We start from the raw sequence: 23,825 nt of genomic DNA, 5'->3' as shown, positions 1-23,825 counted from the left end.
CATGTTTTTCAATTCTCTATCCTTCGCTATATTTCTACCTATCGTATTTGTGTTGTATTGGTTTGTTTTTAATAAAACTAAAAGTACCCAGAATGCCCTACTTATTGTAGCGAGTTATTATTTTTATTCCTGTTGGGATTGGCGTTTTTTATTTCTATTGGTTTTTTCTACTTTTTTGGATTATTACACTGGTATTCGAATCGAAAAAGCAAAAACTGAGACTGGACGTAAATTTTGGTTTTGGTTGAGCATCAGTATCAACCTTGGTTTTCTTGGCGTTTTTAAATATTACAATTTTTTTGCTGATTCTTTTTCTGAGTTATTGAATGGATTTGGATTACAAACAAGTCCTTTGTTGCTGAATGTAGTTTTACCTGTGGGTATTTCGTTCTATACCTTTCACGGATTATCCTATGTTATTGATATTTATTTAAAGCGTATAAAAGCTGAATACAACTTTGTGGACTATTCTTTGTTTGTCAGTTATTTTCCATTGCTTGTTGCCGGCCCCATAGAGAGAGCCACGCATTTATTGCCACAAGTAAAATTGAAACGTAACTTTGACTATCAAAAAGCCAAAGAAGGAATCTATCAGTTTATCTGGGGATTGGTCAAAAAAGTAGTTATTGCTGATACTTGTGCTACGTATGCGAATGCTATTTTTGATAATTACGAATCCATGAATTCGCTGTCATTGTTATTGGGAGCCGTTTATTTTGCGTTTCAGATATATGGTGATTTTTCGGGTTATTCGGATATGGCTTTGGGAATGTCAAAATTATTTGGAATCGATTTGTTACGTAATTTTAATTACCCTTATTTTTCAAGAGATATAGCGGAGTTTTGGCGTCGATGGCACATTTCGCTATCGTCTTGGTTTCGGGATTATTTGTACATTCCCTTGGGAGGAAGTAGTGGTGGTATGGCGATGAAAATTCGAAATACCTTTGTGATTTTTTTGGTTAGTGGGTTTTGGCATGGTGCGAATTGGACTTTTATTGCCTGGGGATTTATTAATGCGCTGTATTTTTTACCGTTGCTGCTTTTAAAAAAGAATCGGTCTAATATGGAAACGGTTTCATTGTATTGGAATTGGAACTCTTTTAAAGTAGTTTTAAGTATGATTAGTACCTTTTCATTAACCTGTTTGGCCTGGGTGTTTTTTAGGGCAAAATCGATAGGAGATGCTTTTGATTATATTGGTCGTATTTTTACGAATCAGCGTTTTTTACCGCAATATTTAGAAAATGAGCGCTATAATTATGAAATTGTTTTGTTGATCGGCATTTTTGTAGTAGTTGAGTGGAATAGCCGAACGCAGGTGGAACCCATTTCTGGAAGATACAGTAGTCTTAAATTAGCATTATGTATTGCAGCTATCGTTGCTTTAGGAACCTATTCTGATTATAAAGAATTTATTTACTTTCAATTTTGATATTAGTAAGGAGATTGATTGTAAGGAAGATCTAGATTGTAATTCGTTTCTACTTATTATACACTTTCGAAGTAATAAAGCGTCTCGACTGTACTTCGTCATCGCTTAGTACAAACTTTCGACATAACAAGAATGGGTGCGATGTCAAATCGAGTCCTTCGGCTTCGTTCAGGACGAGCTGCAGTCGAGATTCGTTTAGGTATAGAAGTCGTCTCGACTGCGCTCGACGTGACAAGAATGGGTGCGATGTGAAATCGAGTCCTTGGGCTTCGCTTAGGACGAGTAACAGTCGAGATTCGTTTAGGTATAGAAGTCGTCTCGACTGCGCACGACGTGACAAGATGGGTGCAATGTGAAATCGAGTCCTTCGGCTTCGCTTAGGACGAGCAACAGTCGAGTTGTCAAATCGAGTCCTTCGGCTTCGCTCAGGACGAGCTCCAGTCGAGTTGTCAAATCGAGCGCAGTCGAGATTCGCATAATAAAAAAAGTATATGAAATTCTATTATGTATATATTCTTCTTTGTAATGATGATTCGCTCTATGTTGGAGTAACTTCTGATATTGATAGGAGGATTATGGAACATAATGCAGGTAAATATCCAAAAGCTTACACGCATAGTAGAAGACCGGTTACATTAGTTTTTTATCAGGGTTTTACAGATCCTAATCAGGCTATTGAGTATGAAAAGAAATTAAAAAAATGGAGTAGGTTTAAAAAGCAAGCATTAATTGATGGGAATTTTGACAAATTACAGGATTTATCGGAATGCAGAAATGCAACGCATCATCAATATAAACCAGATGTTGAAGAATAATATGACTACGTGGCTCGATTGTACTTTGTCATAGTACAGTATAAACTTTCGATGTGATAGCTAAGTGGTGTTATAATGCTTTTGTCAAATCGAGCGCAGTCGAGATTGGTTGTGAATTAAAGAGCGTCTCGACTGCGCTCGACGTGACAAGAAAAGTCGAGTTGTGAAATTCAATGTAGTCGAGTTGTAAAAGCTAGCGCAGTGGAATAAAAAGCGTCTAGACTGCGCTCGACGTGACAAGAAAAGTCGAGTTGTGAAATTCAATGTAGTCGAGTTGTAAAAGCGAGCGCTTTCAATAACGTAAATAATTATAATATTAGAATTTTAGATGAAACGATTTTTAATTTTTACAATCAAAATACTTTTGCTGACCTTTTTTGTGTTGGTTGTATTAGATTTTGCCTATACAAAAGTATATTTACGATCTTCTAACAGGAGTAAAATTGAGTATGTTTACAGTTCAAAGGCGAGCAATTATGATGTTGTGATTTTAGGTTCTTCCCGGGCTAACAATCATTTTGTTGCTCCGATGTTTGAAGATAAGGGATTGAAGACTTTTAATTTTGGGATGAGCGGAGGTCATTTATTTGAAGCTTCTTTGCTATTAAAACTAATGTTGGAACGAAAGTATACTATTAAGAATGTAATATTGGAGGCTGATTTAAATTTATCAAATGAAAAGCGTGATGATGGTGTTTCGTCTCATTTTCTTCCTTTTATCCATGATTCTGAAGCCATTCGTTATCATTTTTCAAAGGAGGCAGATTTCAAACAATTGTATTTTTTGCCTTTTTACAGGTATGTTGTATATGATAGTAAGATTGGGTTTAGGGAAATTTATAATGTTGCTATTGATAAACCAACGAAGCTTTTGGATCATTTAGGGTATTACCCTTTGGGTAAAAATCCAAATGCCAATATGAAAAACGATATTACTAATTTGAAACCTTTGCGTAACAAATATTATGAAGAAATTAAACAGCTTTGTAGAACTAACAATATAAAATTGATTGTAGTAATGACACCCATGTGTACCAATACCAAGGGATTGGATTATTTTGCAAAAGTACAGGAACTCTATCCTGAAATTCATAATTATGAAAAAGCGGTGGAAGGGGATCGATATTTTTCCTCCTGCGGACATATGAATGATATAGGGGCACGAAAGTTTACCGGTATAATTTTAAATGATTTTTTTAATTGAGGTAAAATGTGTATTAGGTAAGGAAATGTAACATTTGTATCGATTTTATTAATTAGAAAACTTGGTAGATCTCCTAATGACGTTGATTATTTCAAAATATATAACCACAATTTAAGTAATAATAAAATAGCATGAGTATTAAGAATATAATTAAAAATCTATTTGGTATTAATAATATAAAATTTGTCAAGTCTTGGTTTATAAGTTCAAATGAGAAGATTCTTATTGAGCAAAGACGCGATTTTTATAGTCAATTCCTTAAGCCAGGTAGTGTCTTTTTTGATATTGGTGCAAATTATGGCAACAGAATTGAGCCTTTAATAAATGATAATGTCAAAATTATTGCAATTGAACCGCAGATAGAGTGTGTTCGTTATTTGAGAAAGAAATACGGAAAAAAAATCACAATACTTCAAAATGGTGTTGGTGAAGAAATTAAAACTCAACTGATGTATATTTCAACTAATGCAAATATTTTATCTTCATTCTCAAAGGACTGGATTGATTCAACTAAAAATAGTGGAAGATTTAAAAAGATTAACTGGAATAAAACTCGGGAAATTGAGATGATAACTTTAGATTACTTAATCATGACTTATGGTAAGCCGGATTTTATCAAAATTGATGTTGAGGGTTTTGAATTGCAAGTGCTAAAAGGTCTTACTCAGAATGTAAATGTACTATCTTTGGAATATACAGTACCTGAGCGTAAAGATGCATTAATTGATTGTTTACTTTATTTAAATAACTTGTCTAGTTCAAATGTTTCGTTCAATTACTGTATAACGGAAAATACAGAATTTGTCTTGCCACAATGGGTAGATTTTAATGAAATGATTATTTTAGTTAATACTGATACATTTTTAAATACGCAATTTGGAGATGTTTATGTAAAATTTAATCAATAATTGTAATAAAGAAACTATGCACATTGCCTTTTTAACTCCTGAATATCCTCATGAAAGAGTGGCTCATGCTGCCGGTATAGGCACTAGTATCCGGAATTTAGTGGTTGCTCTGGCTCAAAAAAAAGTAAAAGTTTCGGTATTTGTGTATGGTCAGCAAGAAGATGAGATATTTGTCGAGGATGGAATTACCATTCATTTGATAAAAAACAGAACTTACCGATTCATGGGTTGGTATTGGCATCGAAAATACCTTCAAAAGTACCTCAATACACAAATCGTTACCGAAAAAATTGATGCTGTCGAAGCACCGGACTGGACGGGTATTACTGCTTTTATGCGTTTGAAAGCCCCCTTGGTAATTCGGTTTCATGGCAGTGATACTTATTTTTGCCATATTGAAAAGCGTCATCAGAAATTGAAAAACTATTGGTTCGAAAAATTAGCTACTCAAAAAGCCAAGGCCTTTATTGCGCCTACTGCTTATGCGGGAAATATCTCTAAGGAATTATTCAGTATACAAAATAAACGGGTACAAACTATTCATTACGGATTAGCATTAGAACGTTTTGAAAACCTAAATCCTGGAATTTTTGAAAGGGGTTTAATTTTATATATTGGAACTATAATAAGGAAAAAAGGCGTTTTCGAATTGCCTGAAATTTTTAATAAAGTCAGGGTAAAATTTCCTGAGGCGAAACTGGTTTTGATTGGTGGTGATTCTTCGGATGTACAAACAGGCAGTCATTCGACCTGGGAACTGCTTCAAAAAAAATTTGATACAAATGATTTTGAAAAAGTAACTTATCTTGGAAAAATACCTTACCAAGAAGTTCAAAAATACATAAAACAAGCACAAGTGTGTGTTTTTCCCAGTTTTGCTGAGACTTTAGGGATGGTGACTATAGAATCTATGGCATTACAAAAGCCGGTGGTTAATACCAATATTGGTTGGGCACAAGAATTAATGGTTGATGGTGTAAGTGGTTTTCTGGTTCATCCACAAGATCATTTGCTTTATGCTAATAGAATTATGGAGTTGTTAGCGGATGCAAACCTTTGTCTGACAATAGGAAGAAATTCTAGAAAACGGGTGGAAGCTATTTTTGACATAGAAAAAATCGTTCAACAAAACATTCTTTTTTATCAATCTATAACTGATCAATCGTGATTGTTGTTTATCATCAAAATAATCGTGTAACCAAAGTTATTTCGGTTCATAACGAATTGATTATATTCGATTTACACTCGAGTATAGCAGAAGTGCTTATGGTATTGGCTCATCAATTTCCTGAGGAACCTATTGTATGGTGTCATCAATTGTTGGAAAATAGTTTGAATATCGATGGTATTGCGACTCTTTTTCATCATGATAAAATGATGCTTTCTTGTCGTGTGTCTCCTACAAGTTTTTTAGGAACAGGAATTGGCTTTGTAGAAGAATCTCCTTTTATTAAAGTCAATAAAAACAATACCTTTCCTACTTGGTTGATGAGCAGTGAGGTTGGCATGATTCACGCTTCAGCGTTGCGATTGATTAGAGGTAGCCTAAAACCAGATGCTAATTTTGATTATTTTTTAAACTCAGTGTCAAAGGTTGGAATGATTTTGGGTTTACTGTGTTATTCAGAACCTCAATTACTGTTAAAAAATGCACCAAACTCTATTTCCCCAAAAGCCAATTTATTTATTTTGTTTCGATTTGTAAAACAGCACTATAAAAAACGCTGGATTGTTTTGTTGTTTTTGAATTTGCTTATTTTCGAAAAACGATTCCCAATATTCCCTTTCTTGTATTCATTGTTTTTTAAAAATAGAAAAAAAACAGTACTCAACTTAGATGCTATTTCTGTTCAATCTACTTTGACTGTTGTTGATAAAAAAACAATTGATGTTATCATTCCCACCATTGGTAGGAAACAGTATTTGCATGCTGTTCTGCAAGATTTGGCACAACAAACACATCTGCCTGTAAATGTAATTATCGTAGAACAAAATTCGCTTCCGGATAGTGTTTCTGAGTTGGATTTTTTGACGAATCAAACTTGGCCTTTTAATGTCAAACATACTTTTACCCATCAAGCTGGTGCGTGTAATGCCCGTAATTTGGCTTTAAGCCAAATAGAAAGTGAGTGGGTATTTTTGAATGATGATGATAATCGTTTTGACGAAAAGTTGTTGGAAACATTCTTAAATAAAATACAGCAATTTGGAGCTTCCGTGATTACAACAGCTTATCTACAACAAAATGAACCACAACGATATAGTATTACCAATCAGTCGGGAATATTTGGATCCGGAAATAGTTTCGTAAAAGCAAGTTGTTTATCGACCGTCTCTTTTGATATGGCGTTAGAGTTTGGTTACGGAGAAGATATTGATTTTGGGATGCAATTGCGCAACAGTGGATTTGATATTATTTATTTCCCAGAAATACGTATTTTGCACCTCAAAGCACCTATGGGCGGGTTTAGAATCAAAGTGAAACAATTGTGGGATACTGAAAAAATGCCACCAAAACCATCGCCTACTATCATGTATGTTTTTTTGAAACATTATACAAAACAACAACTTTTGTGCTACAAATTAGTCTCCTTTTTTAAATTACTAAAAAAAGAATCGGTTTTGAATTACCTTGTGTTTTTAAACCAATTTGAAAAAAAATGGAACCTGAGTCACTATTGGGCTAATAAATTATAAAGTATGGAAATAAGTAAAAAGCAAATTAGTTTTCTCATCACACATTACAACAGACCTTCGGATTTATTGAAATGTTTAGCTGCTATAAAAAGCCTTAAAGTAGCAGATTCTGAGATTGTGGTGTGTGACGATGCGAGCCTAGAGGAACATTTAAAAACAATACAAGACTACGAAATTGACCGGTTAGTTGTTTCTAAAACGAATCAAGGACTTGCTGCCAATATTAATAAGGGTATCAAAGCTTGTAAGGGAGAATATATTATTTATTGTCAGGAAGATTTTCTTTTGTCTCCTCAAATCAGCCGTATTTTGCCGGAATGCTTGGATTTATTAAAACAGGAAAAGGTTGATATGATTCGGTTTACTTCAAATTCCCCTTTCAATACATTAATTCCTTTGACAGCTACTATTTCCTTGATTCCAAAATTTTCATTCCAAAATTTTTTCCAGAATTACTATCAATATAGCGATCATCCTTTTGTAACAAGAAAAAGTTTTTATCATAGATTTGGTACTTATTTAGAACGGACTTCCGGAAGGTATGGTGAAACTGAATATGCTATTCGTATCCTTAAATCTAATGCTAAAATAGGGATAACCAATCAACGTTTGGCGTCAACAATTGAAGGAAGCCAATCGGTTTTAGTGAACGAAAGTATAGCTGCAAATAAAGTGTATCCCTTAAATAAAAAATGGATTAAGATAGCCAGAGCATTCCGACTCTATTTGGAATTATTTTTATACAATACCCACAAAAGAGGCTTGATTACGTATACAAATTTCAGGAAATAATACTCTAAAAGCGAATGCTGAAAATTTACACAGACCAACATTTTATTACACCGAAAAACCGACGCTGTGTTTTTCCGTTGTTGTTTGACTTATGCTATACAAAAAACCAGCAATTGTTAAGTAAATATGAGTTAGTCACTAAAATAGAGGACGCTGTTGTTGTAATTGTGCCATTAGATATCAGTGAATATTTTCAAAAAAAACAGGAGAAATGGCTTTTTGAGTATATAGACAAAGCCCTTGCATTGCATAAAAAAGTGTGGGTTTATACCGCTGGAGATTATGGATTGACTTTAAAGAAAGAAGTTTATACCTTCAGATTAAGCGGTTTTAATTCAAAATTTGATACTAATACTTTTATTTTGCCTTCATTTATTGAAGATCCTTATGCCATTATTCAAAATAAATTTCACCCCATTGCTAAAGAAGCCTTGCCTAAAATTGGATTTGTAGGTCATGCCAGCAATTCAGGGTCTAAATGGGTAAAAGAAGTGTTGGTTTTTTTATTACACAATTACAAGCGATTGGTCAAAGTACTCTTTACCGATTACCAATCTTTTTATCCTTCCAGCATAAAACGCTATAAGTACTTGTCTTTATTGCAAAAAAACAATCACATTGAAACTGATTTTGTTTTTAGAAACCAATATCGTGCGGGAGCAAAAACAACTGAGGATAAACAAAAAACGACACAAGATTTTTTTGAAAATTTAGCTACCAATCCCTATACATTTTGCCTTAGGGGTGCTGGAAATTATTCGGTTCGCTTTTATGAAACCCTAGCTATGGGAAGGATTCCTTTTGTAATAGCTACTGATTTTAGATTACCTTTGGATGGGATTGTCAATTGGAAAGAGCATTGTGTTCTTGCTGCCGATGCTAACATTTGTGAGGCATTAATTGATTTTCATAAAAAAATAAGTGATGAAGATTTTGAAAAAATGCAAGTTAATAACCGTAATTTGTGGCTTCAATTTTTGAACAGAGAAACCTATTTTATAACGCTGTCTACTCTTTTTAAAGAAAAAATATAAATGAAATTTGCTCTGATTATTTGCACCTATATGCGTCCGAAACCTATTTTGCAATTGTTGCAGTCTGTTGTTGGGCAAACGGTTTATCCAGATGAAATTATAATTGTGGATGGTTCCCTAAATTCCGACACAGCTACTGTTTTAAATCAAAATTTTTTTAAAAAAGTGCACTATCATTTAGTGGTACCTGAGCATAGAGGTCTTACCAAGCAACGCAATTATGGCGTAGGAAAAGTAAGTGACGGAATTGACATTGTTTGTTTTTTAGACGATGATACGGTATTAGAAAAGGAGTATTTTGAGCAAATTTTAAAAACCTACACGGATTATCCACAAGCTCTGGGTGTTGGAGGGTATATTAACAATGAGAATAAATTTCAATTTGTTGGATATGATTATCAACCAACCATTAAAGAATTTTATTATGACGGGTGGAAGCAAAATGACGGAAGTCGTTTTGTCCTGCGTAAAAAATTGGGATTGGATAGTGATTGTCCACCGGGTTATTCGTCGCAGTACTCTCATGGCCGCAGTGTGGGATTTTTACCTCCAAGTGGTAAAACCTATGAAGTAGAGATGCTAATGGGCGGCGTCTCCTCTTTTAGAAAAGAAGTATTTAAGAGTTTACATTTTTCGACCTATTTTGAAGGATATGGATTGTATGAAGACGCTGATTTTACTTTGAGAGTAGCAAAAATGGGAAAGTTATATTTGAATACTTCAGCGAAATTAAATCATTATCACGATGCCTCAGGAAGACCTAATCAATATAAATACGGTAGAATGGTAGTGCGTAATGGGTGGTATGTGTGGCGTACGAAAAACCCCAGTCCTGAACTCAATGACTGTTTTAAATGGCATGCTATTACTCTGCTTTTAACGGGAATACGATACACTAATGTTCTTACTACTAACAATAAAAAAGAGGCCTTGACTGAAGCTTTAGGAAGAACGGTAGGTTGGTGGAGTTTATGGTTTAACAAGCCTAAATAAATATTTACTAAATGGAATGTATTTAATATACGGTTCGAAATAGGTATAGACTAGATTATATTATGAAAACAATTCAATTATTGAATATCCCTAATTTTTATTCTTCCTACTATTTATTGGGATTGAATCAAGCATTTAAGGTTAAATTTAAAATGGACAGTAATTTTACTCAGTTCAACAATAAACCAATTCTTATTTTTAAGGTTGATGATGCAATTGCAGTGATTGATAATGATGATCCTACTGGAGTACAGCAAGAATTATATGAAATAGCCAGTGTTTATTTTGTAACTAATAAACTTCTTGATCATGATTCGTATAAACAGCCCAAAGTTAAACCGCTTTATCCACATTATCCCGTTAATATTGTGCCCCTTTATTGCCGTGTATTTGGGATAAATTTGTTGCGTTATTTGAAATTAAAAGATGTAATACAACAAATATATATTCTATTAAGAAGACCTTTATATGGACAGTATAAAAGAAGTTTTAAAAAAGATAATTTTATTTTCTTTTCCTCTAATATTTGGAAAAAAGAACCTGAAACCAACCATATTAGGGCTGAGTTTATTCGATTCTGTAAAACAGATACTAGAATAGTATTTAAAGGAGGGTTTATACCCCGCTCTGATGGGAATAATTATGGATTTGATAATGAGCTTAATGAGGAGAGATATTCCCCGAAAATGTTTTCAAAGTTAAGCGCTACCTCTAAAATTGCTTTAAATAATCCTGCCGTTTGTGGTGCGGTGAGTTGGAGATTAGCTGAATATTTAAATCAAGGTTTATTTGTATTATCATTTCCTTTTAAAATTGAACTGCCTCATAATTTCATGCATGGTGCTGAAGTCCATTTTATAGAAAAAACAACCCAATTTAAACCTGTTTTGGATAAAGTAGTAGATGATTCTGATTATCATGAAGTTATAGCAGCAAGGGGTAAATTTTATTTCGATACCTATTGTACTCCTGGAGCGCAAGCAAAATATGTGGTTGATTCAATATTAAATGGCGAGTCAAATTTAAAAGAAGATTTGAAACATAGTAGTTGAAAGATGAAGTTTGTACTATTTACCCATGTTCCACATATTAAAGAAAGCAATCAGTATTATGCTTATGCTCCGTATGTCAAAGAAATGAATATTTGGGGTAAAAATGTCAATGAACTAATAATTGTTGCGCCCTTGTTCTCAGGGAATAAAACACTAATAGACATTTCTTACAGTCATCAAAACATACAATTTTTGCCTGTTCCAAGTTTCGATGTTTTGTCTATTAAATCTATTTTTATCACTTTATTGAAGCTTCCTAACTTAGTTTGGATTCTTTTTAAAGCAATGAAAAATGCTGATCACATCCATTTGCGTTGCCCTGGTAATATAGGGTTGTTGGGTTGTTTTATTCAAATATTGTTTCCCAATACACCAAAGACCGCTAAATACGCCGGTAATTGGGACCCAAAATCGAAGCAACCTTTAACTTATAAATTACAGCAATGGATTTTGAAGAATACTTTTTTAACCCGAAACATACAGGTTTTGGTTTATGGGGAGTGGGAAGGAATGACCTCAAATATTAAACCTTTTTTTACGGCTTCTTATGCATTAAACGAGATAGTACCTATTGTTCAAAAAAAATTGATTGGAATAGTTGATTTTATTTTTGTGGGTGCTTTAGTGAAAGGAAAGCATCCGTTATATGCGATACAATTAATGGAAAATTTGCATCTTAAAGGATATTCAGTACGGCTAAGTGTCTACGGTGAAGGTCCAGAACGAGAAATACTGGAGGATTATATTGCAACTCATACGTTAGAAAAGATTGTTTCATTACAAGGAAACCAGACACAGGATATTGTTAAGAAAGCCTATCTGGACAGTCATTTTGTGGTTTTGCCCTCTGACAGTGAAGGTTGGCCCAAAGTAATCGCGGAAGGTATGTTTTGGGGTTGTGTTCCTATAGCTACTGCCATTTCATGTGTGCCCTATATGTTGGACTATGGGAATAGAGGGATTTTATTACAGCAGGATTTAGAAAAAGATAGTACGCAAATAGCGGTTGTTTTACATGATCAAAACGAGTATGATGCTAAACGAAATAAAGCTGCGGAATGGTCCAGAAGGTTTACACTAGATGTTTTTGAAGATGCGATACAGGAGTTAATTGTTTAGGGGTTTGAAGGGTTAGAATTGGGAGCGGTAAACTGCAATAGTTAGATTAAGGAAATAAGAATCAAGAAGAAAGAATCAAGAAGAAAGATGCAACATGACAATCATAAAATAAGGATTATTCAGATTATAGATTCTCTTGAGGCTGGTGGGGCCGAGCGTATGGCGGTGAGCTATGCTAATGCGCTTGCCCAAACAATTGAATTTTCCGGATTGGTGGTAAGCCGTAAAGAAGGGGCTCTTTTAAGTCAGGTTGATGATGGAGTATCGTATTTGTTTTTGAATAGAAAAAAAGCAGTTGATTTAAAAGCACTGTACAAGTTAAGGAACTATGTAAAGCAACATAAGGTAACTGTTGTTCATGCCCATAGCACCTCTTTTTTTTTAGCTTTTTTATTAAAATTACTGCATCCTTCCATACAATTAATTTGGCATGACCATTACGGGGACAGTGAGTTTTTATCCAAAAGACCCATCCGTGCTTTAAAAATGGCTTTGCCTTTTTTTAGTGGAATTATAGTCGTAAACCAAAAATTGAAAGTTTGGGCTGAGCAAAAAATGAATTTCAAGAATACCGTTTATTTACCTAATTTTCCTTCTGAAGGGAATAATAGCGCAGCCCTTACTTTATTAAAGGGAATTGATGGAAAACGTATTGTGTGCTTGGCTAATTTGAGAATACAGAAAGATCACTTTTTATTATTGAAAGTAGCATGTAAACTAAAAGTATCTCATCCAGAATGGACTTTTCATTTGGTTGGAAAAGATTTTCATGATGCCTATTCCCAAAAAATTAAGGATTTAATAGTTGCTTTTGCTTTAGAAAAAAATGTGTTTCTTTACGGCACGAAACAAGATGTTGAAAATATTTTACAACAATCTGCCATTGGCGTTTTAACGTCGAAATCTGAGGGTTTACCGGTAGCGCTATTAGAATATGGATGGTTAAAAAAACCTGTTGTGGTGACTGATGTAGGGGAAGTGTCTTCTTTGGTGGCCAATGGTAAAAACGGTTTTCTAGTTGCCGCTCAAGAAGAGCATTTGTTTTATGTAGCGTTGGTTGAATTAATAAAGAGCGAAGTTCTGCAACAGGAGTTTGGCAATTTGCTTTATAAAAAGGTACAGGATCATTATTCAAAAAAAGCTGTCGTTGTACAGTATTTAAATTGGTTAAATAATAGTTGTAAATGAAAAAAGAGGATCAATCCTATTTGTTTTTAATTCTTTTCCATGTCGTTCTTGGGGCAATGGTTTATGCTATTCCCTTTGTTTCTAAAATATATGGGTATTCTATTTTTATTTTTGGTATTTATTATGTCATTAAAAGTCAAAATAGAAATAATGAAGCACTTGTTGCAGCCGCATACATTGTAGGAAGTGAAGTTTTTTTGCGGATGACCGATGGTAATCCTTTGTATGAAATTTCCAAATACGGAGTGATGATTTTCGTTTTTATAGGAATGTATTATAGTGGATTTTCTAAAGGTGCCGCGCCGTATTGGACTTTTTTACTTTTATTGGTTCCTAGCATCGTCATTTCAACTTTTGAATTGGATTTGGGTACTGATATTCGTAAAGCAATTGCTTTTAATATATCTGGCCCCGTTTGCCTTGGAATTGCTTCACTATATACCTACAGACGAAGAATTCCGTTAGAAGACACTAATAGTGTTTTGTTGAGCATGGGTTTGCCAATTGTAACTTGTATAGTGTATTTGACTCTTTATACACCCAATGTTCGAGATATTGTCACCAGTACACAATCTAATTATGAAACTTCCGGTGGCTATGGACCTAATCAGGTAGCAACAATATTAGGGTTGGGGATGTTTATTTTTTTCTCCCGTATCATATTGGATTCGAAATCAAAATTTCAAATTTTAATCAATGTTTTTATAGCCTTGAATATTACGTATAGGGGGATGATTACATTTTCTCGTGGAGGTATGATTACCGGATTTTTGATGATTGTTTTATTACTGTTCTTTTTGTATTTTAAATCTAATTTTGCAGGAAAGGTAAAATTGAATTATATCATTGTCTTGTTGGTATTTGCTATGTTTGCTACTTGGACCTATACATCGTTTCAAACTGGTGGGCTTATTGATAAGCGGTATGCAAATCAAGATGCCGCCGGAAGGGTAAAAAAAAGTCAATTGACGGGAAGAGAGGAAATAGCAATGGATGAAATTAATATATTTTTAAAGAATCCTATTTTTGGAGTTGGAGTTGGGAAAGGGGTCGAGGTGAGGAAAATAGACAGTCCCGGTGCAGCTTTGTCACACGATGAAATTACCCGTATGCTGGCGGAGCACGGCTCTTTAGGAATATTGGCTTTATTGATTCTATTTTTTACCCCTTTGGTTTTGTATTTGGAAAATAAGTTCAATATGTTTTTGTTGTGTTTTGTTGTATTCTGGCTGTTAACCATTAATCATGCTGCCATGCGAACTGCGGCACCTGCTTTTGTGTATTCTTTATCTTTATTGAATGTGCAATTGGGGAGTCCTAGGAAGGTTAAGAATGAAGAAGAGTGATTGGTGATCAGTCGTCAGTGTTCAGCTTTTTAGTATTCAGTGATCAGTCGTCAGTAATCAGTGTTCGGCGGTAGTTGAGTTATTATTATTATTATTATTATTATTATTATTATTTATTAAATGTGTTCCGTATCTGTTTTGGATACATTTTAGCACTTGAAAAAACACTCTAATCACTTTTTTAGAACTCTTATCAGGATCCCTTTGTATTAAATTGCTACCTATTAAAATTTTGTTAAAAAAATCAACATTTCTTAAATTTACTTCGAAGCAAAAGTATTAAATTGCAGTCCTAAACGTAAATACCACTTATGCTCTCAGTCGATAAAATACATTTTGAAATATCAGAACGAAAGATGATTCTCCGTGTTTTTGATGTATTTTTTGTTTTTGGTTCTTTATTTTTAATTGGGAATATATTTGATTTTGATTATTTTATTTTGTCAACGAATAATTTGTATTGGATGCTAATTCTGGGTGTTTATATCAATCTTTTCGGAACTATTTTCGAAATGTATAATCTTCAGGTTGCCAGTAATCAATTTCAGGTACTAAAGAGTTCAATTCTAACCGTTTCAACGACGGTTTTGGTGTACTTGTTAACGCCGATTTATTCTCCAGAACTTCCATCGAAAAGAATTCAGATTGTATTGTTTTATCTCGTTGTGTTTTTGGCTTTGTTTTTATGGCGAATGTTTTATGTTTCGTTTTTAGCCTCTAATCGATTTTTACAAAATGCAGTTTTAATCTGTGATAACGATCAAGTAGAAGAGTTAATATCCGGATTAGAGCATATCGATCCACATTATAAAATAATTGCATTTGTGAATGCCGATGCTGCCGAAGATGAACTAGTCGAATACCCCTACGTTAAAAATATAAAGCGGGATTCGTTATTTTCTTTTGTAAAACAAAACTCTATATCCGAAATTGTAATTGCTTCCCAAAAAACAGATGGAATTACGGCTGAGTTGTATCAGCAATTACTTCATTTGCTGGAATCCGGAGCTATAATTCGAGAATATACGCAGGTATATGAAAGTAAAACACAGCGTATTCCAGTGCATTATATGTCAAGAGACTTTTATCGCTTTTTCCCTTTTAGCAGAAGCAATCACAATAAGTTGTATTTGATTGGAGCCCGGATTTTTGAAATTAGTGCTTCGGTACTTGGATTGTGTATTGGTTTGGTGTTATTCCCATTAATTCTACTTGGAAACGCAATAGGAAACCGAGGAAAGTTGTTTTATACCCAAGAACGTGTTGGTAAAGACGGGGTGGTATTTGAAATTTTAAAATTCAGGACTATGGTTAGTAATGCCGAATCTAACGGGGCTGTTTTTACCACTACAAATGATTCTCGAGTGACTATATTTGGTAAATTTTTACGAAAAACCAGGATTGATGAATTTCCGCAATTTATAAATATTCTAAAAGGGGATATGGCCGTTATTGGTCCTCGTCCAGAACGTCCTTTTTTTGTAAAGGAAATCGCTGAAGTAATGCCTTTCTATGAAACAAGACATATTATAAAGCCGGGTCTTACTGGATGGGCGCAAGTAAACTATGCTTATGGAGCGACAATTGATGACAGTTTGATAAAGCTTCAATACGATTTGTATTATATCAAACACAGAAGTATTTTTCTGGATTTAAACATTGCTTTTAAAACAATTACCACCGTTTTATTTTATAGGGGGCAATAGTATTATTATTATTATTTAAAAAAATTAAATGATAATTGGAATCCGTTTTTTATTCTGCATTGCCATTCTGACCAAAATAATTCCGTTGGTAATTATTAATGGTAATACCAGTAAAAAATGAGCTTTGTTGATTACTACAAAGAAATAGATTCCTAACGACAGGATATTAAATAATGCCAGATTGTAAATTCCTTTTTTGTTTTTTGTCCAATAAAAATAAAGCAACCCTACTAAAGTTGGATTGAAAAGTAAAATATTATAGTTGTATCCTAATTCCAGATGCGACGAATAAAATCCGACAAACGTAAAGAACATGCCCATTACCGCTATCAGGATGAGGTAAAATAAATCAATACTTTTCTTATTTATCAGTACCATAAACCCAAGAAGAAGGATATAGGTATAGATGTTATTCCACCAAGAGCCAGGAACTTCATTCTCGAATTCTAGTAGTGTCTTGTTTTCCTGCACCAGCGGATGATTCTGAAAAGTAACTTTCTTCAGGCTTTTTTGCAGTTCAAAAGGCAAAAATAGTTGCGTTCCCAAACCATCTACTTTTTTACCAAAGATGATACTGGTCCCTAATTTTTCGTAAAAGTGATTGTCAAAATACGGATAAAGGATCGTTCTGTATGTGATGTCGGTATCTTCGTTTTTTACAATTGCGGTGGTATCTAATGTTTTGTTGATGATGTCAACAACCATCGATGTGCAGTTTTTATCAATAAACTTGTATGTGTAATGACTTTCGCCTGAGGCCAAGGAAGTGTTCAGATTGTCAAATAGTTTTTGTTTTAAAGCGGATGGAATGTTTAATTCCTGCTCATAAACAGACCTTTTTTCATATTGATATTGATTGATGAAATCAGGATAAGAGTCCGCTACGGCGAAATATTGTAAGTCCCCTTTTATGAATTTCATGACAAAATTAGGGGTGTTAAAATCAAAAGCCCCATAATTGTATACCACATCAATTCCGTTGACCGTATCGTGTACTCGAATTGCAGTGTGTCCAAAAAGAGAATAGGATTCGTTCCCCGTTCCGCAAGTAAGTACGCTGACTTGTGTGTTTTTTGATAATTGGATGCTTTGTCCGAAACTATAGTTTGCAGTTGAAAACAAGAGTATGAAAAGAACTATTTTTTTTAAAGAAGCTATATTCATTTGTTGTGGTATTGTTGTTTTTAAATTAATTTCTAAACATTCCCAAATCTACTTTAACTGAAAAAATATTGGAATACAAAGCTGTACTTTGATCGCCTAAATCAGTCAACGCATAATCAATCTGGATGCCTTTGTATTTGAACCCCAAACCGATATTAGGCTGAAAACCCACTTTTTCGGAGTTGTCCAGTTGTTGTACATTCTGAAAATTACCCACGCCTGCACGAACAAATACCAAATCAGTATAGCCAAATTCAAGACCTAAAGCCGGATCGATACTGACAAAATCGGTCGAGATAAGATCATTCGTTTTTGCAAATCGCATATTCATATTGGCAGCAGCCAAAATACTGTAATCGTATCGAATGATGAACTTTTTAGCGATTCCTAATTGTGCTTTTGGAGCCGTAATCTCAGTACTCTCCGGTAATTCTTGGTTTTCTCCGGGAATGGAATTGGCAATTTTCTGATATTCGTCTTCATCAATATTCCATACGTTATACGTGGTGGTTATATCACGGAGCATTAATCCAAATTGCCAGTTATTTTTTTCGAATTGTAATCCGACATCAAAGCCAAAGCCCCAAGAATTGGCAAATTTGCCAATGATTCGTCGGATAACTTTTGCGTTTACGCCATATTGAAATCCGGGAACGGGAAGTTTTCGAGCATAAGAAAAAGTGAAACCATAATCGGCCGTTGAGAAAAGACTGATTCTGTTGTAGTCAATATTTCCTTGGCTGTCAATAAGTTCAGTAGTGTTTAAAATATCATCGACACCAAAACGAATTAATGAAATTCCCCAAGCACTCCGGTCATCTATAGGGCTTGCGTAGGCCAAGTAATCGTATTGGGCTATATTGGCAAAATAATTAGCATGCATTAAGGATACCTGATGATCTTCCAGATGAATCAGTCCTGCAGGATTCCAATACCCCGAATTAACATCACTCGTAGTAGCCACAACAGTATTAGACATGCCTAATGCAGCCGCATCCACGCCGATATTCATAAACTCATTCGAGTATTTTCTGACGGCTTGACTGTAATTTAGCGTACTAACCAAAACCGCTGCTAATAGGAAGCTTTTTTTCAATGGGGTCATTTTTACAAACGATAAGTCTGTTTAATTTTTATCAAAAATATAATTTTTTACCGAGCTTATTTCTTCCTTTCTGTAAATATATCCAAACAAGAAATCACGGTTGAAAAAACTCTATTAAAAAACGTACTTCTCCTTGACTTATTATGCTAAATTTGCCAACTGTGGTTCACTAAATTTTATAACTATGACTATTAAAAAGCATATCCCTAATATTATTACTTTACTAAATCTTTTTTGCGGTTGTATCGCTTTGGTTTTTGCTTTTAACCAAGATTTTGAAATGGCATTTTATTTTGTTTGCTTGGGTATATTCCTGGACTTTTTTGATGGTTTTTTTGCTCGATTATTCAAAGTATCGAGCCCGCTTGGATTGCAGTTGGATTCTTTGGCAGATATGGTTACCAGTGGAGTTGTGCCGGGTTTAGTGATGTCTCAAATGATGATCGACAATTCGTCAACTGCGGCGGTTGATCATTTGCAAATTTTTCCTTATTTAGGGTTTTTGATTGCCTTAGGATCTTGTTATCGATTGGCAAATTTTAATATTGATACCCGTCAAACTGATTCTTTTATTGGTTTGCCAACTCCTGCCAATGCGCTGTTTATTTTAAGTCTGCCTTTGGTTTTAAAATACACCGACTCTTTATTTGTTATCGAAATTTTGACAAATCAATGGGTTTTACTGTTAATAACGGTATTGAGCGCTTATATCTTGAACGCTGAAATTCCTTTGTTTTCCTTAAAAATCAAGAAGTTCAATTTCAAGGATAATGCGCTTCAAATTGTGTTTTTGATTTGCTCCCTTTTGTTATTAATTTTCCTCCAATATTTAGGAATTCCTTTGGTCATTCTTTTCTATGTTTTGTTATCAGTGATAAATAATAAAATGCTGAAAAAGTAGTTTTTTTGGATGAAAAGAAAAACGGTCAGAAGAAAAACTACGGTAGTTCGTAAACCCAAAAAGAAAGCAACTGTTTTCTCCGGGAAGGTTTTGCGTTATTCTATTGTTGCTTTTTTTGTTTTGCTGATTGTTGCTGTTGGCTATCATTATAGAGATGGTTTAGCGTACTATTTTAGTTTTAAATCAGATAAAATTCTAAGAGAAGAAACAGAAGCCAAGCGCATTTCTGACGTTCGCAATTATCAGGTTTTAGAAAAACACGAAGGAAAAAGCATTGGTTTGGATGTTTCGGAATATCAAGGAAAAATCCGATGGACTTATGTAGATACTTTAGAACATAAATATCCGCTGCATTTTGTGTTTATCCGTGCTACGGTTGGAAAAGACAGGAAAGACCGCCAGTTTAATAAGAATTGGCTTGGCGCCAAAGAAAATAAAATGATTCGCGGTGCTTATCATTACTATCGTCCCAACGAAAATTCAATGGAGCAAGCCGAACTTTTTATAAAAACAGTAACCCTTCAAAAAGGAGATTTACCACCCGTTTTAGACATTGAAAAACTGCCTAAAAATCAGTCGATTGAAAATCTTAAGTTAGGTTTGAAAAGATGGTTAAATGCTGTAGAATCACATTACGGAGTAAAACCTATTATCTATACCGGCGAACGCTACTATGATGATTTTTTAAAAGAAGAATTCAGTGATTATCTTTTTTGGATTGCTAATTATAACTTTTACAGAGAAGAAATAGCCGAAGATTGGTTGTTTTGGCAATTCACCGAAAAGGCATCAGTTCCTGGCATTAAAGGTAATGTAGACATAAATATATACAATGGAGATTTACAGCAGTTGCGGTATATCACTGTGGAGTAGTTTTTAGTTATCAGTGTTCAGTGATCAGTTGATACTCCTAAACGGATACTCTGAACTTTTGAGGATTTAAAATCATGTAATTTATTAGTTTACCAACTTCATTGCTTTCATTTAATAATTCGTTGTAAATACTTTCATTTATATAGTTGTATTTAAGTGAAAACTCCATTCAAACTTGAGTTTCTGAGTTTTCAGCATCGGAATCAGTTAGTTTACTATGAAAATGTTTAGGGTAAACTCTTTTCTATAAGCTTTTGCAATATTAGCTGGTACACTTCTAGAAGAACGTCTGATTTGGTCGGTTAAAGAATACATTTCTTCTTTTGGGAATGATTTTGTTATTTCAAAGATTTTCATAGCTAATGAAAATGATTTCTGATACGCTAATAAGTCTTGGAATTTCATGTTGTTCTTTTTTTTAACTGATCACTGCTACTGAATACTGATCACTTTCTTTAAAACTCCAATTTTTTCTTTCTTAATTCGAAATTTTGACCAAGATACACGCGACGTACCATTTCATCTTCGACTAATTCTTCCGGCATTCCTGCTTTTAGGATTCCACCTTCAAACATAAGGTAGGTTTTGTCCGTAATAGCTAAGGTTTCCTGTACGTTGTGGTCCGTAATAAGAATACCGATATTTTTATTTTTTAACTGCGCTACAATTCTCTGAATGTCTTCAACGGCAACTGGATCGACACCCGCAAATGGCTCATCTAATAAAATGAATTTTGGATCTGTGGCAAGACAACGTGCAATTTCGGTACGACGGCGTTCCCCACCGGAAAGTAAGTCGCCACGATTCGTACGAATGTGTTCTAAGCTAAATTCTTCGATTAAACTTTCCATCTTAGCCTCTTGTTCAGCCCTGGAGAGTTTTGTCAATTGCAGTACGCTTAATATATTATCTTCAATGCTCAATTTTCTAAAAACAGAAGCTTCCTGCGCTAAATAACCAATTCCCTGTTGTGCTCTTTTGTACATAGGATAATCAGTAATATTCAAATCATCAAGGAATATATTGCCCGAATTTGGTTTAACCAATCCTACAATCATATAAAAAGACGTAGTTTTTCCGGCACCATTAGGTCCCAAAAGCCCTACGATTTCGCCTTGATTCACTTCTACCGAAATGCCTTTTACAACACTTCGCCCTTTGTAGGTTTTAATTAGATTTTCGGCTCTTAATTTCATTTTTTTAGTTTAATCGTTGGATTGTTTAACTGTTTAATCGTTCAAATAAACGAATAAACAATTAAACGATTTTGCTTCTTAACAATTATTTCACAGCAGTTTCTTCCAGTGCTTCCCAGAATTCGTATGCTCTCCTTAAGTGAGGTACCACGATAGTTCCGCCAACAAGCGTTGCAATTCCCATCGCTTCCATCATTTCCTCTTTGGTTACACCTTCTTTATGGCTGGTTTCCAAATGGTATTTTACACAATCATCACAACGTAAAACTGCCGAAGCTACCAATCCCAGAAGCTCTTTAGTTTTCACGTCTAATGCTCCCGCAGCATACGCATTGGTGTCTAGATTGAAAATTCGTTTTACAATTTTATTATTGTCTGCCAATAATTTTTCGTTCATTTTTGAACGGTACTCGTTGAATTCTTCGATTATATCAGCCATTTAATTTTTTTTGATTTTTCACTACTATTTTTGAAATTAAGATACTCGCTTCATAGATTAACAACATCGGAATGGTCACAATTATTTGACTCACCACATCTGGAGGGGTTACAATTGCTGCGACAATAAGAATGATGATTACGGCATATTTCCAATATTTTCTCAAGAAAACTGGTGTAACCAAACCTAATTTGGTCAGAAAATAAATGATTATAGGTAATTCAAAAAACAATCCACAAGCAATAACACTTGTTTTTACCAAGCCAATATATGAATCAATGCTAAACTGGTTTTTTACTACTTCACTGATGGTGAAAGTGGCAAAAAAGTTTACTGACATAGGTACAATTACAAAGTAGCCAAACAATACACCCAGAAAGAAAAGTAATGAGGATGACACGATAAAAAGTCTCGCATGTTTTTTCTCAGTATCATATAATGCAGGACTGATGAATTTCCATACTTCCCACAGGATGAATGGAAAACCAAGAATAAATCCGGCAGTTATACAGGTCCAAATCAAAACGTTGATTTGTCCTTCCATGTTTGTGTTTTGGATGATGAAAGGCATTTCGGTTACGCAAATACTTTCGGCAAAGCCCAATTGATTTGAGAGGTCGCAAAAAAAACGATAGGTTATAAAATTAGCATTTGTGGGGCCAAAAATGATGACATCAAAAATATAATCACTGATGAAAAAAGTGATGGTAGCCAAAATTAATATTGCAATTGTGCTTCGAACCAATAACCATCTTAATTCTTCAAGATGATCTAAAAACGACATTTCGTTTAAGTTTTTTTTCGCCATTATAGTATTCCTTCTTTTAAAATATCGTGTAAATGTAATACTCCTTTGTATTCTCCATTGTCAACTACAACTAATTGTGTAATGGAGAAGTCTTCCAAGATGTTCAATGCATCTACAACCATAGCGGTAGATGGTATTAATTTGGGGTTTTTTGTCATAATGTCTCTGGCAGTCAAATCAACGAAAGAATCTCTGTCGTTTAACATTCTTCGAATATCACCATCGGTAATAATACCGATAACTTTATCTTCATCGACAACCGCAGTTACACCAAGACGTTTTTCAGAAATCTCGAAAATTACCTTTTTTATAGATGCATCAGGCGATACCATAGGTTTTAAGGTGTGTTCTAGCATGTCTTTTACACGCAATAGCAATTTCTTGCCCAATGCGCCTCCGGGATGATAAACAGCAAAATCTTCGGGTTTGAAATCACGCATTTCCATAAGACAAATGGCAAGCGCATCGCCCATGACTAATTGAGCTGTTGTGCTGTTTGTAGGTGCTAAATTATTGGGACAAGCTTCTGAATCTACAGTGGTGTTCAAAACAAAATCAGAACCTTTAGCAAGAAAAGAAGCAGTATTTCCAGTTATTGCAATCAATGTATTTCCAAAACGTTTTAAGAGTGGCACTAAAACCTTTATCTCAGGACTGTTGCCACTTTTAGAAATGCAAATGATACTATCGTCATTTTGTATCATTCCTAAATCACCATGAATAGCCTCTGAGGCATGTAAAAATATCGATGGCGTTCCGGTAGAATTAAAAGTGGCTACCATTTTTTGGGCAATAATAGCACTTTTTCCTATCCCTGTAACCACTAGTCTTCCTTTGGAATTATAGATATTTTGTGTCGCTTCAATGAAGTTTTCATCAAGAAAATCAGTTAGTTTAGCAATAGATTGGCTTTCCGATAAAATAGTTTTTTTGGCGCTAGCCAATATATTTTCTTTAGATATCAAAACAGAATAATTAAAATTTGTATGTGTAAAAGAAATTTGTACCTTTAGGTGTTGCAAATTTATACAAAATACCACATAATAAAGA

At 34.2% G+C, this 23,825-nt stretch carries 22 protein-coding genes and 1 pseudogene; 16 read left to right on the top strand and 7 right to left on the bottom strand.

Features of this window, described 5'->3' with window-relative positions:
• The first annotated feature begins 1 nt into the window (after window position 1).
• The 14 genes from QLS31_RS04980 (at window position 2) to QLS31_RS04915 (ending at window position 16,289) form a co-directional block, all read left to right on the top strand.
• The gene (locus QLS31_RS04980; RefSeq protein WP_282742958.1) at window positions 2-1,435 is read left to right on the top strand and encodes an MBOAT family O-acyltransferase; all 1,434 of its coding nucleotides are present in this window, start codon (window positions 2-4) and stop codon (window positions 1,433-1,435) included.
• A 491-nt stretch (window positions 1,436-1,926) separates the two neighbouring features.
• Entirely contained in the window at window positions 1,927-2,250 is a 324-nt protein-coding gene (locus QLS31_RS04975) for a GIY-YIG nuclease family protein (RefSeq protein ID WP_282742957.1), read from the top strand.
• Between the two features lie 328 nt (window positions 2,251-2,578).
• Window positions 2,579-3,454, top strand: coding sequence for a hypothetical protein (locus QLS31_RS04970; protein ID WP_282742956.1), 876 nt, complete (start codon window positions 2,579-2,581; stop codon window positions 3,452-3,454).
• Between the two features lie 131 nt (window positions 3,455-3,585).
• Complete coding sequence (locus tag QLS31_RS04965) at window positions 3,586-4,362, top strand: FkbM family methyltransferase (protein ID WP_282742955.1); 777 nt, start codon at window positions 3,586-3,588, stop codon at window positions 4,360-4,362.
• Window positions 4,363-4,378: 16 nt separating this feature from the next.
• Window positions 4,379-5,530 (top strand): glycosyltransferase family 4 protein, encoded by a 1,152-nt coding sequence (locus tag QLS31_RS04960; RefSeq protein ID WP_282742954.1) that lies wholly within the window; start codon window positions 4,379-4,381, stop codon window positions 5,528-5,530.
• Window positions 5,527-7,059: a glycosyltransferase family A protein gene (locus QLS31_RS04955; RefSeq protein WP_282742953.1), complete on the top strand. Its 1,533-nt coding sequence runs from the start codon at window positions 5,527-5,529 to the stop codon at window positions 7,057-7,059. Before QLS31_RS04960 ends, QLS31_RS04955 begins: the two co-directional genes overlap by 4 nt.
• Window positions 7,060-7,062: 3 nt before the next feature.
• A complete protein-coding gene (locus tag QLS31_RS04950) occupies window positions 7,063-7,851 on the top strand; it encodes a glycosyltransferase family 2 protein (RefSeq protein ID WP_282742952.1) in 789 nt (262 codons plus the stop codon).
• A 14-nt stretch (window positions 7,852-7,865) separates the two neighbouring features.
• Complete coding sequence (locus tag QLS31_RS04945; RefSeq protein WP_282742951.1) at window positions 7,866-8,885, top strand: hypothetical protein; 1,020 nt, start codon at window positions 7,866-7,868, stop codon at window positions 8,883-8,885.
• A complete protein-coding gene (locus QLS31_RS04940) occupies window positions 8,886-9,878 on the top strand; it encodes a glycosyltransferase (protein ID WP_282742950.1) in 993 nt (330 codons plus the stop codon).
• A gap of 62 nt (window positions 9,879-9,940) precedes the next feature.
• Complete coding sequence (locus tag QLS31_RS04935) at window positions 9,941-10,930, top strand: hypothetical protein (RefSeq protein ID WP_282742949.1); 990 nt, start codon at window positions 9,941-9,943, stop codon at window positions 10,928-10,930.
• 3 nt (window positions 10,931-10,933) lie between these two features.
• Window positions 10,934-12,049, top strand: coding sequence for a glycosyltransferase (locus tag QLS31_RS04930; RefSeq protein WP_282742948.1), 1,116 nt, complete (start codon window positions 10,934-10,936; stop codon window positions 12,047-12,049).
• A gap of 87 nt (window positions 12,050-12,136) precedes the next feature.
• On the top strand, window positions 12,137-13,237 hold the full coding sequence (locus QLS31_RS04925; protein WP_282742947.1) for a glycosyltransferase: 1,101 nt from the start codon (window positions 12,137-12,139) through the stop codon (window positions 13,235-13,237).
• Window positions 13,234-14,583, top strand: coding sequence for an O-antigen ligase family protein (locus tag QLS31_RS04920; protein WP_282742946.1), 1,350 nt, complete (start codon window positions 13,234-13,236; stop codon window positions 14,581-14,583). The genes QLS31_RS04925 and QLS31_RS04920 overlap by 4 nt, the downstream gene beginning before the upstream one ends.
• Window positions 14,584-14,894: 311 nt before the next feature.
• Window positions 14,895-16,289, top strand: a complete 1,395-nt coding sequence (locus tag QLS31_RS04915) for an exopolysaccharide biosynthesis polyprenyl glycosylphosphotransferase (protein ID WP_282742945.1) — start codon at window positions 14,895-14,897, stop codon at window positions 16,287-16,289.
• Between the two features lie 24 nt (window positions 16,290-16,313).
• On the opposite strand, the gene QLS31_RS04910 is transcribed toward QLS31_RS04915, so the two are convergent.
• Together QLS31_RS04910 and QLS31_RS04905 are read right to left on the bottom strand one after the other, a co-directional pair.
• Window positions 16,314-17,453 carry a DUF4105 domain-containing protein gene (locus QLS31_RS04910; protein ID WP_282742944.1) on the bottom strand — a complete coding sequence of 380 codons (1,140 nt, stop codon included), beginning with the start codon at window positions 17,451-17,453 and terminating at the stop codon, window positions 16,314-16,316.
• Between the two features lie 25 nt (window positions 17,454-17,478).
• The gene (locus tag QLS31_RS04905) at window positions 17,479-18,465 is read right to left on the bottom strand and encodes a PorV/PorQ family protein (protein WP_099716165.1); all 987 of its coding nucleotides are present in this window, start codon (window positions 18,463-18,465) and stop codon (window positions 17,479-17,481) included.
• Between the two features lie 277 nt (window positions 18,466-18,742).
• Between QLS31_RS04905 and QLS31_RS04900 the strand changes: the two genes are divergently transcribed.
• Together QLS31_RS04900 and QLS31_RS04895 are read left to right on the top strand one after the other, a co-directional pair.
• Window positions 18,743-19,459: a CDP-alcohol phosphatidyltransferase family protein gene (locus tag QLS31_RS04900; RefSeq protein WP_282742943.1), complete on the top strand. Its 717-nt coding sequence runs from the start codon at window positions 18,743-18,745 to the stop codon at window positions 19,457-19,459.
• A 9-nt stretch (window positions 19,460-19,468) separates the two neighbouring features.
• Window positions 19,469-20,332, top strand: a complete 864-nt coding sequence (locus tag QLS31_RS04895; RefSeq protein WP_282742942.1) for a glycoside hydrolase family 25 protein — start codon at window positions 19,469-19,471, stop codon at window positions 20,330-20,332.
• Between the two features lie 37 nt (window positions 20,333-20,369).
• On the opposite strand, the pseudogene QLS31_RS04890 reads toward QLS31_RS04895, so the two are convergent.
• The 5 genes and pseudogenes from QLS31_RS04890 to QLS31_RS04870 all read right to left on the bottom strand — a co-directional run bounded on the left by QLS31_RS04890 (window position 20,370) and on the right by QLS31_RS04870 (window position 23,740).
• Window positions 20,370-20,737, bottom strand: a pseudogene (locus QLS31_RS04890) (four helix bundle protein).
• A 50-nt stretch (window positions 20,738-20,787) separates the two neighbouring features.
• Window positions 20,788-21,528: an LPS export ABC transporter ATP-binding protein gene (gene lptB, locus QLS31_RS04885; RefSeq protein ID WP_282742941.1), complete on the bottom strand. Its 741-nt coding sequence runs from the start codon at window positions 21,526-21,528 to the stop codon at window positions 20,788-20,790.
• 85 nt (window positions 21,529-21,613) lie between these two features.
• The gene (locus tag QLS31_RS04880; RefSeq protein ID WP_099713341.1) at window positions 21,614-21,967 is read right to left on the bottom strand and encodes a carboxymuconolactone decarboxylase family protein; all 354 of its coding nucleotides are present in this window, start codon (window positions 21,965-21,967) and stop codon (window positions 21,614-21,616) included.
• Window positions 21,960-22,775, bottom strand: a complete 816-nt coding sequence (tatC, locus tag QLS31_RS04875; protein WP_099713340.1) for a twin-arginine translocase subunit TatC — start codon at window positions 22,773-22,775, stop codon at window positions 21,960-21,962. The genes QLS31_RS04880 and tatC overlap by 8 nt, the downstream gene beginning before the upstream one ends.
• Window positions 22,775-23,740, bottom strand: a complete 966-nt coding sequence (locus tag QLS31_RS04870) for a KpsF/GutQ family sugar-phosphate isomerase (RefSeq protein WP_282742940.1) — start codon at window positions 23,738-23,740, stop codon at window positions 22,775-22,777. Before QLS31_RS04870 ends, tatC begins: the two co-directional genes overlap by 1 nt.
• Between the last annotated feature and the right edge of the window lie 85 nt (window positions 23,741-23,825).

Source organism: Flavobacterium sp. XS2P24, from assembly GCF_030010285.1.
GTDB classification, from domain to species: domain Bacteria; phylum Bacteroidota; class Bacteroidia; order Flavobacteriales; family Flavobacteriaceae; genus Flavobacterium; species Flavobacterium algoritolerans.
The sequence above is the reverse complement of the archived record's forward strand: the minus strand, read 5'-3'. Positions and strand labels throughout refer to the sequence as shown.

Bases quoted from the DNA above. Each gene is read 5' to 3' on its own strand.
- QLS31_RS04935 (WP_282742949.1), top strand. From the start codon at position 9,941: ATGAAAACAATTCAATTATTGAATATCCCTAATTTTTATTCTTCCTAC.
- QLS31_RS04960 (WP_282742954.1), top strand. From the start codon at position 4,379: ATGCACATTGCCTTTTTAACTCCTGAATATCCTCATGAAAGAGTGGCT.
- tatC (WP_099713340.1), bottom strand. From the start codon at position 22,775: ATGGCGAAAAAAAACTTAAACGAAATGTCGTTTTTAGATCATCTTGAA.
- QLS31_RS04920 (WP_282742946.1), top strand. From the start codon at position 13,234: ATGAAAAAAGAGGATCAATCCTATTTGTTTTTAATTCTTTTCCATGTC.
- QLS31_RS04910 (WP_282742944.1), bottom strand. From the start codon at position 17,453: ATGAATATAGCTTCTTTAAAAAAAATAGTTCTTTTCATACTCTTGTTT.
- QLS31_RS04970 (WP_282742956.1), top strand. From the start codon at position 2,579: ATGAAACGATTTTTAATTTTTACAATCAAAATACTTTTGCTGACCTTT.
- QLS31_RS04880 (WP_099713341.1), bottom strand. From the start codon at position 21,967: ATGGCTGATATAATCGAAGAATTCAACGAGTACCGTTCAAAAATGAAC.
- QLS31_RS04925 (WP_282742947.1), top strand. From the start codon at position 12,137: ATGCAACATGACAATCATAAAATAAGGATTATTCAGATTATAGATTCT.
- QLS31_RS04915 (WP_282742945.1), top strand. From the start codon at position 14,895: ATGCTCTCAGTCGATAAAATACATTTTGAAATATCAGAACGAAAGATG.
- QLS31_RS04940 (WP_282742950.1), top strand. From the start codon at position 8,886: ATGAAATTTGCTCTGATTATTTGCACCTATATGCGTCCGAAACCTATT.
- QLS31_RS04945 (WP_282742951.1), top strand. From the start codon at position 7,866: ATGCTGAAAATTTACACAGACCAACATTTTATTACACCGAAAAACCGA.
- QLS31_RS04980 (WP_282742958.1), top strand. From the start codon at position 2: ATGTTTTTCAATTCTCTATCCTTCGCTATATTTCTACCTATCGTATTT.
- QLS31_RS04905 (WP_099716165.1), bottom strand. From the start codon at position 18,465: ATGAATATCGGCGTGGATGCGGCTGCATTAGGCATGTCTAATACTGTT.
- QLS31_RS04900 (WP_282742943.1), top strand. From the start codon at position 18,743: ATGACTATTAAAAAGCATATCCCTAATATTATTACTTTACTAAATCTT.
- QLS31_RS04895 (WP_282742942.1), top strand. From the start codon at position 19,469: ATGAAAAGAAAAACGGTCAGAAGAAAAACTACGGTAGTTCGTAAACCC.
- QLS31_RS04930 (WP_282742948.1), top strand. From the start codon at position 10,934: ATGAAGTTTGTACTATTTACCCATGTTCCACATATTAAAGAAAGCAAT.
- QLS31_RS04965 (WP_282742955.1), top strand. From the start codon at position 3,586: ATGAGTATTAAGAATATAATTAAAAATCTATTTGGTATTAATAATATA.
- QLS31_RS04950 (WP_282742952.1), top strand. From the start codon at position 7,063: ATGGAAATAAGTAAAAAGCAAATTAGTTTTCTCATCACACATTACAAC.
- QLS31_RS04975 (WP_282742957.1), top strand. From the start codon at position 1,927: ATGAAATTCTATTATGTATATATTCTTCTTTGTAATGATGATTCGCTC.
- lptB (WP_282742941.1), bottom strand. From the start codon at position 21,528: ATGAAATTAAGAGCCGAAAATCTAATTAAAACCTACAAAGGGCGAAGT.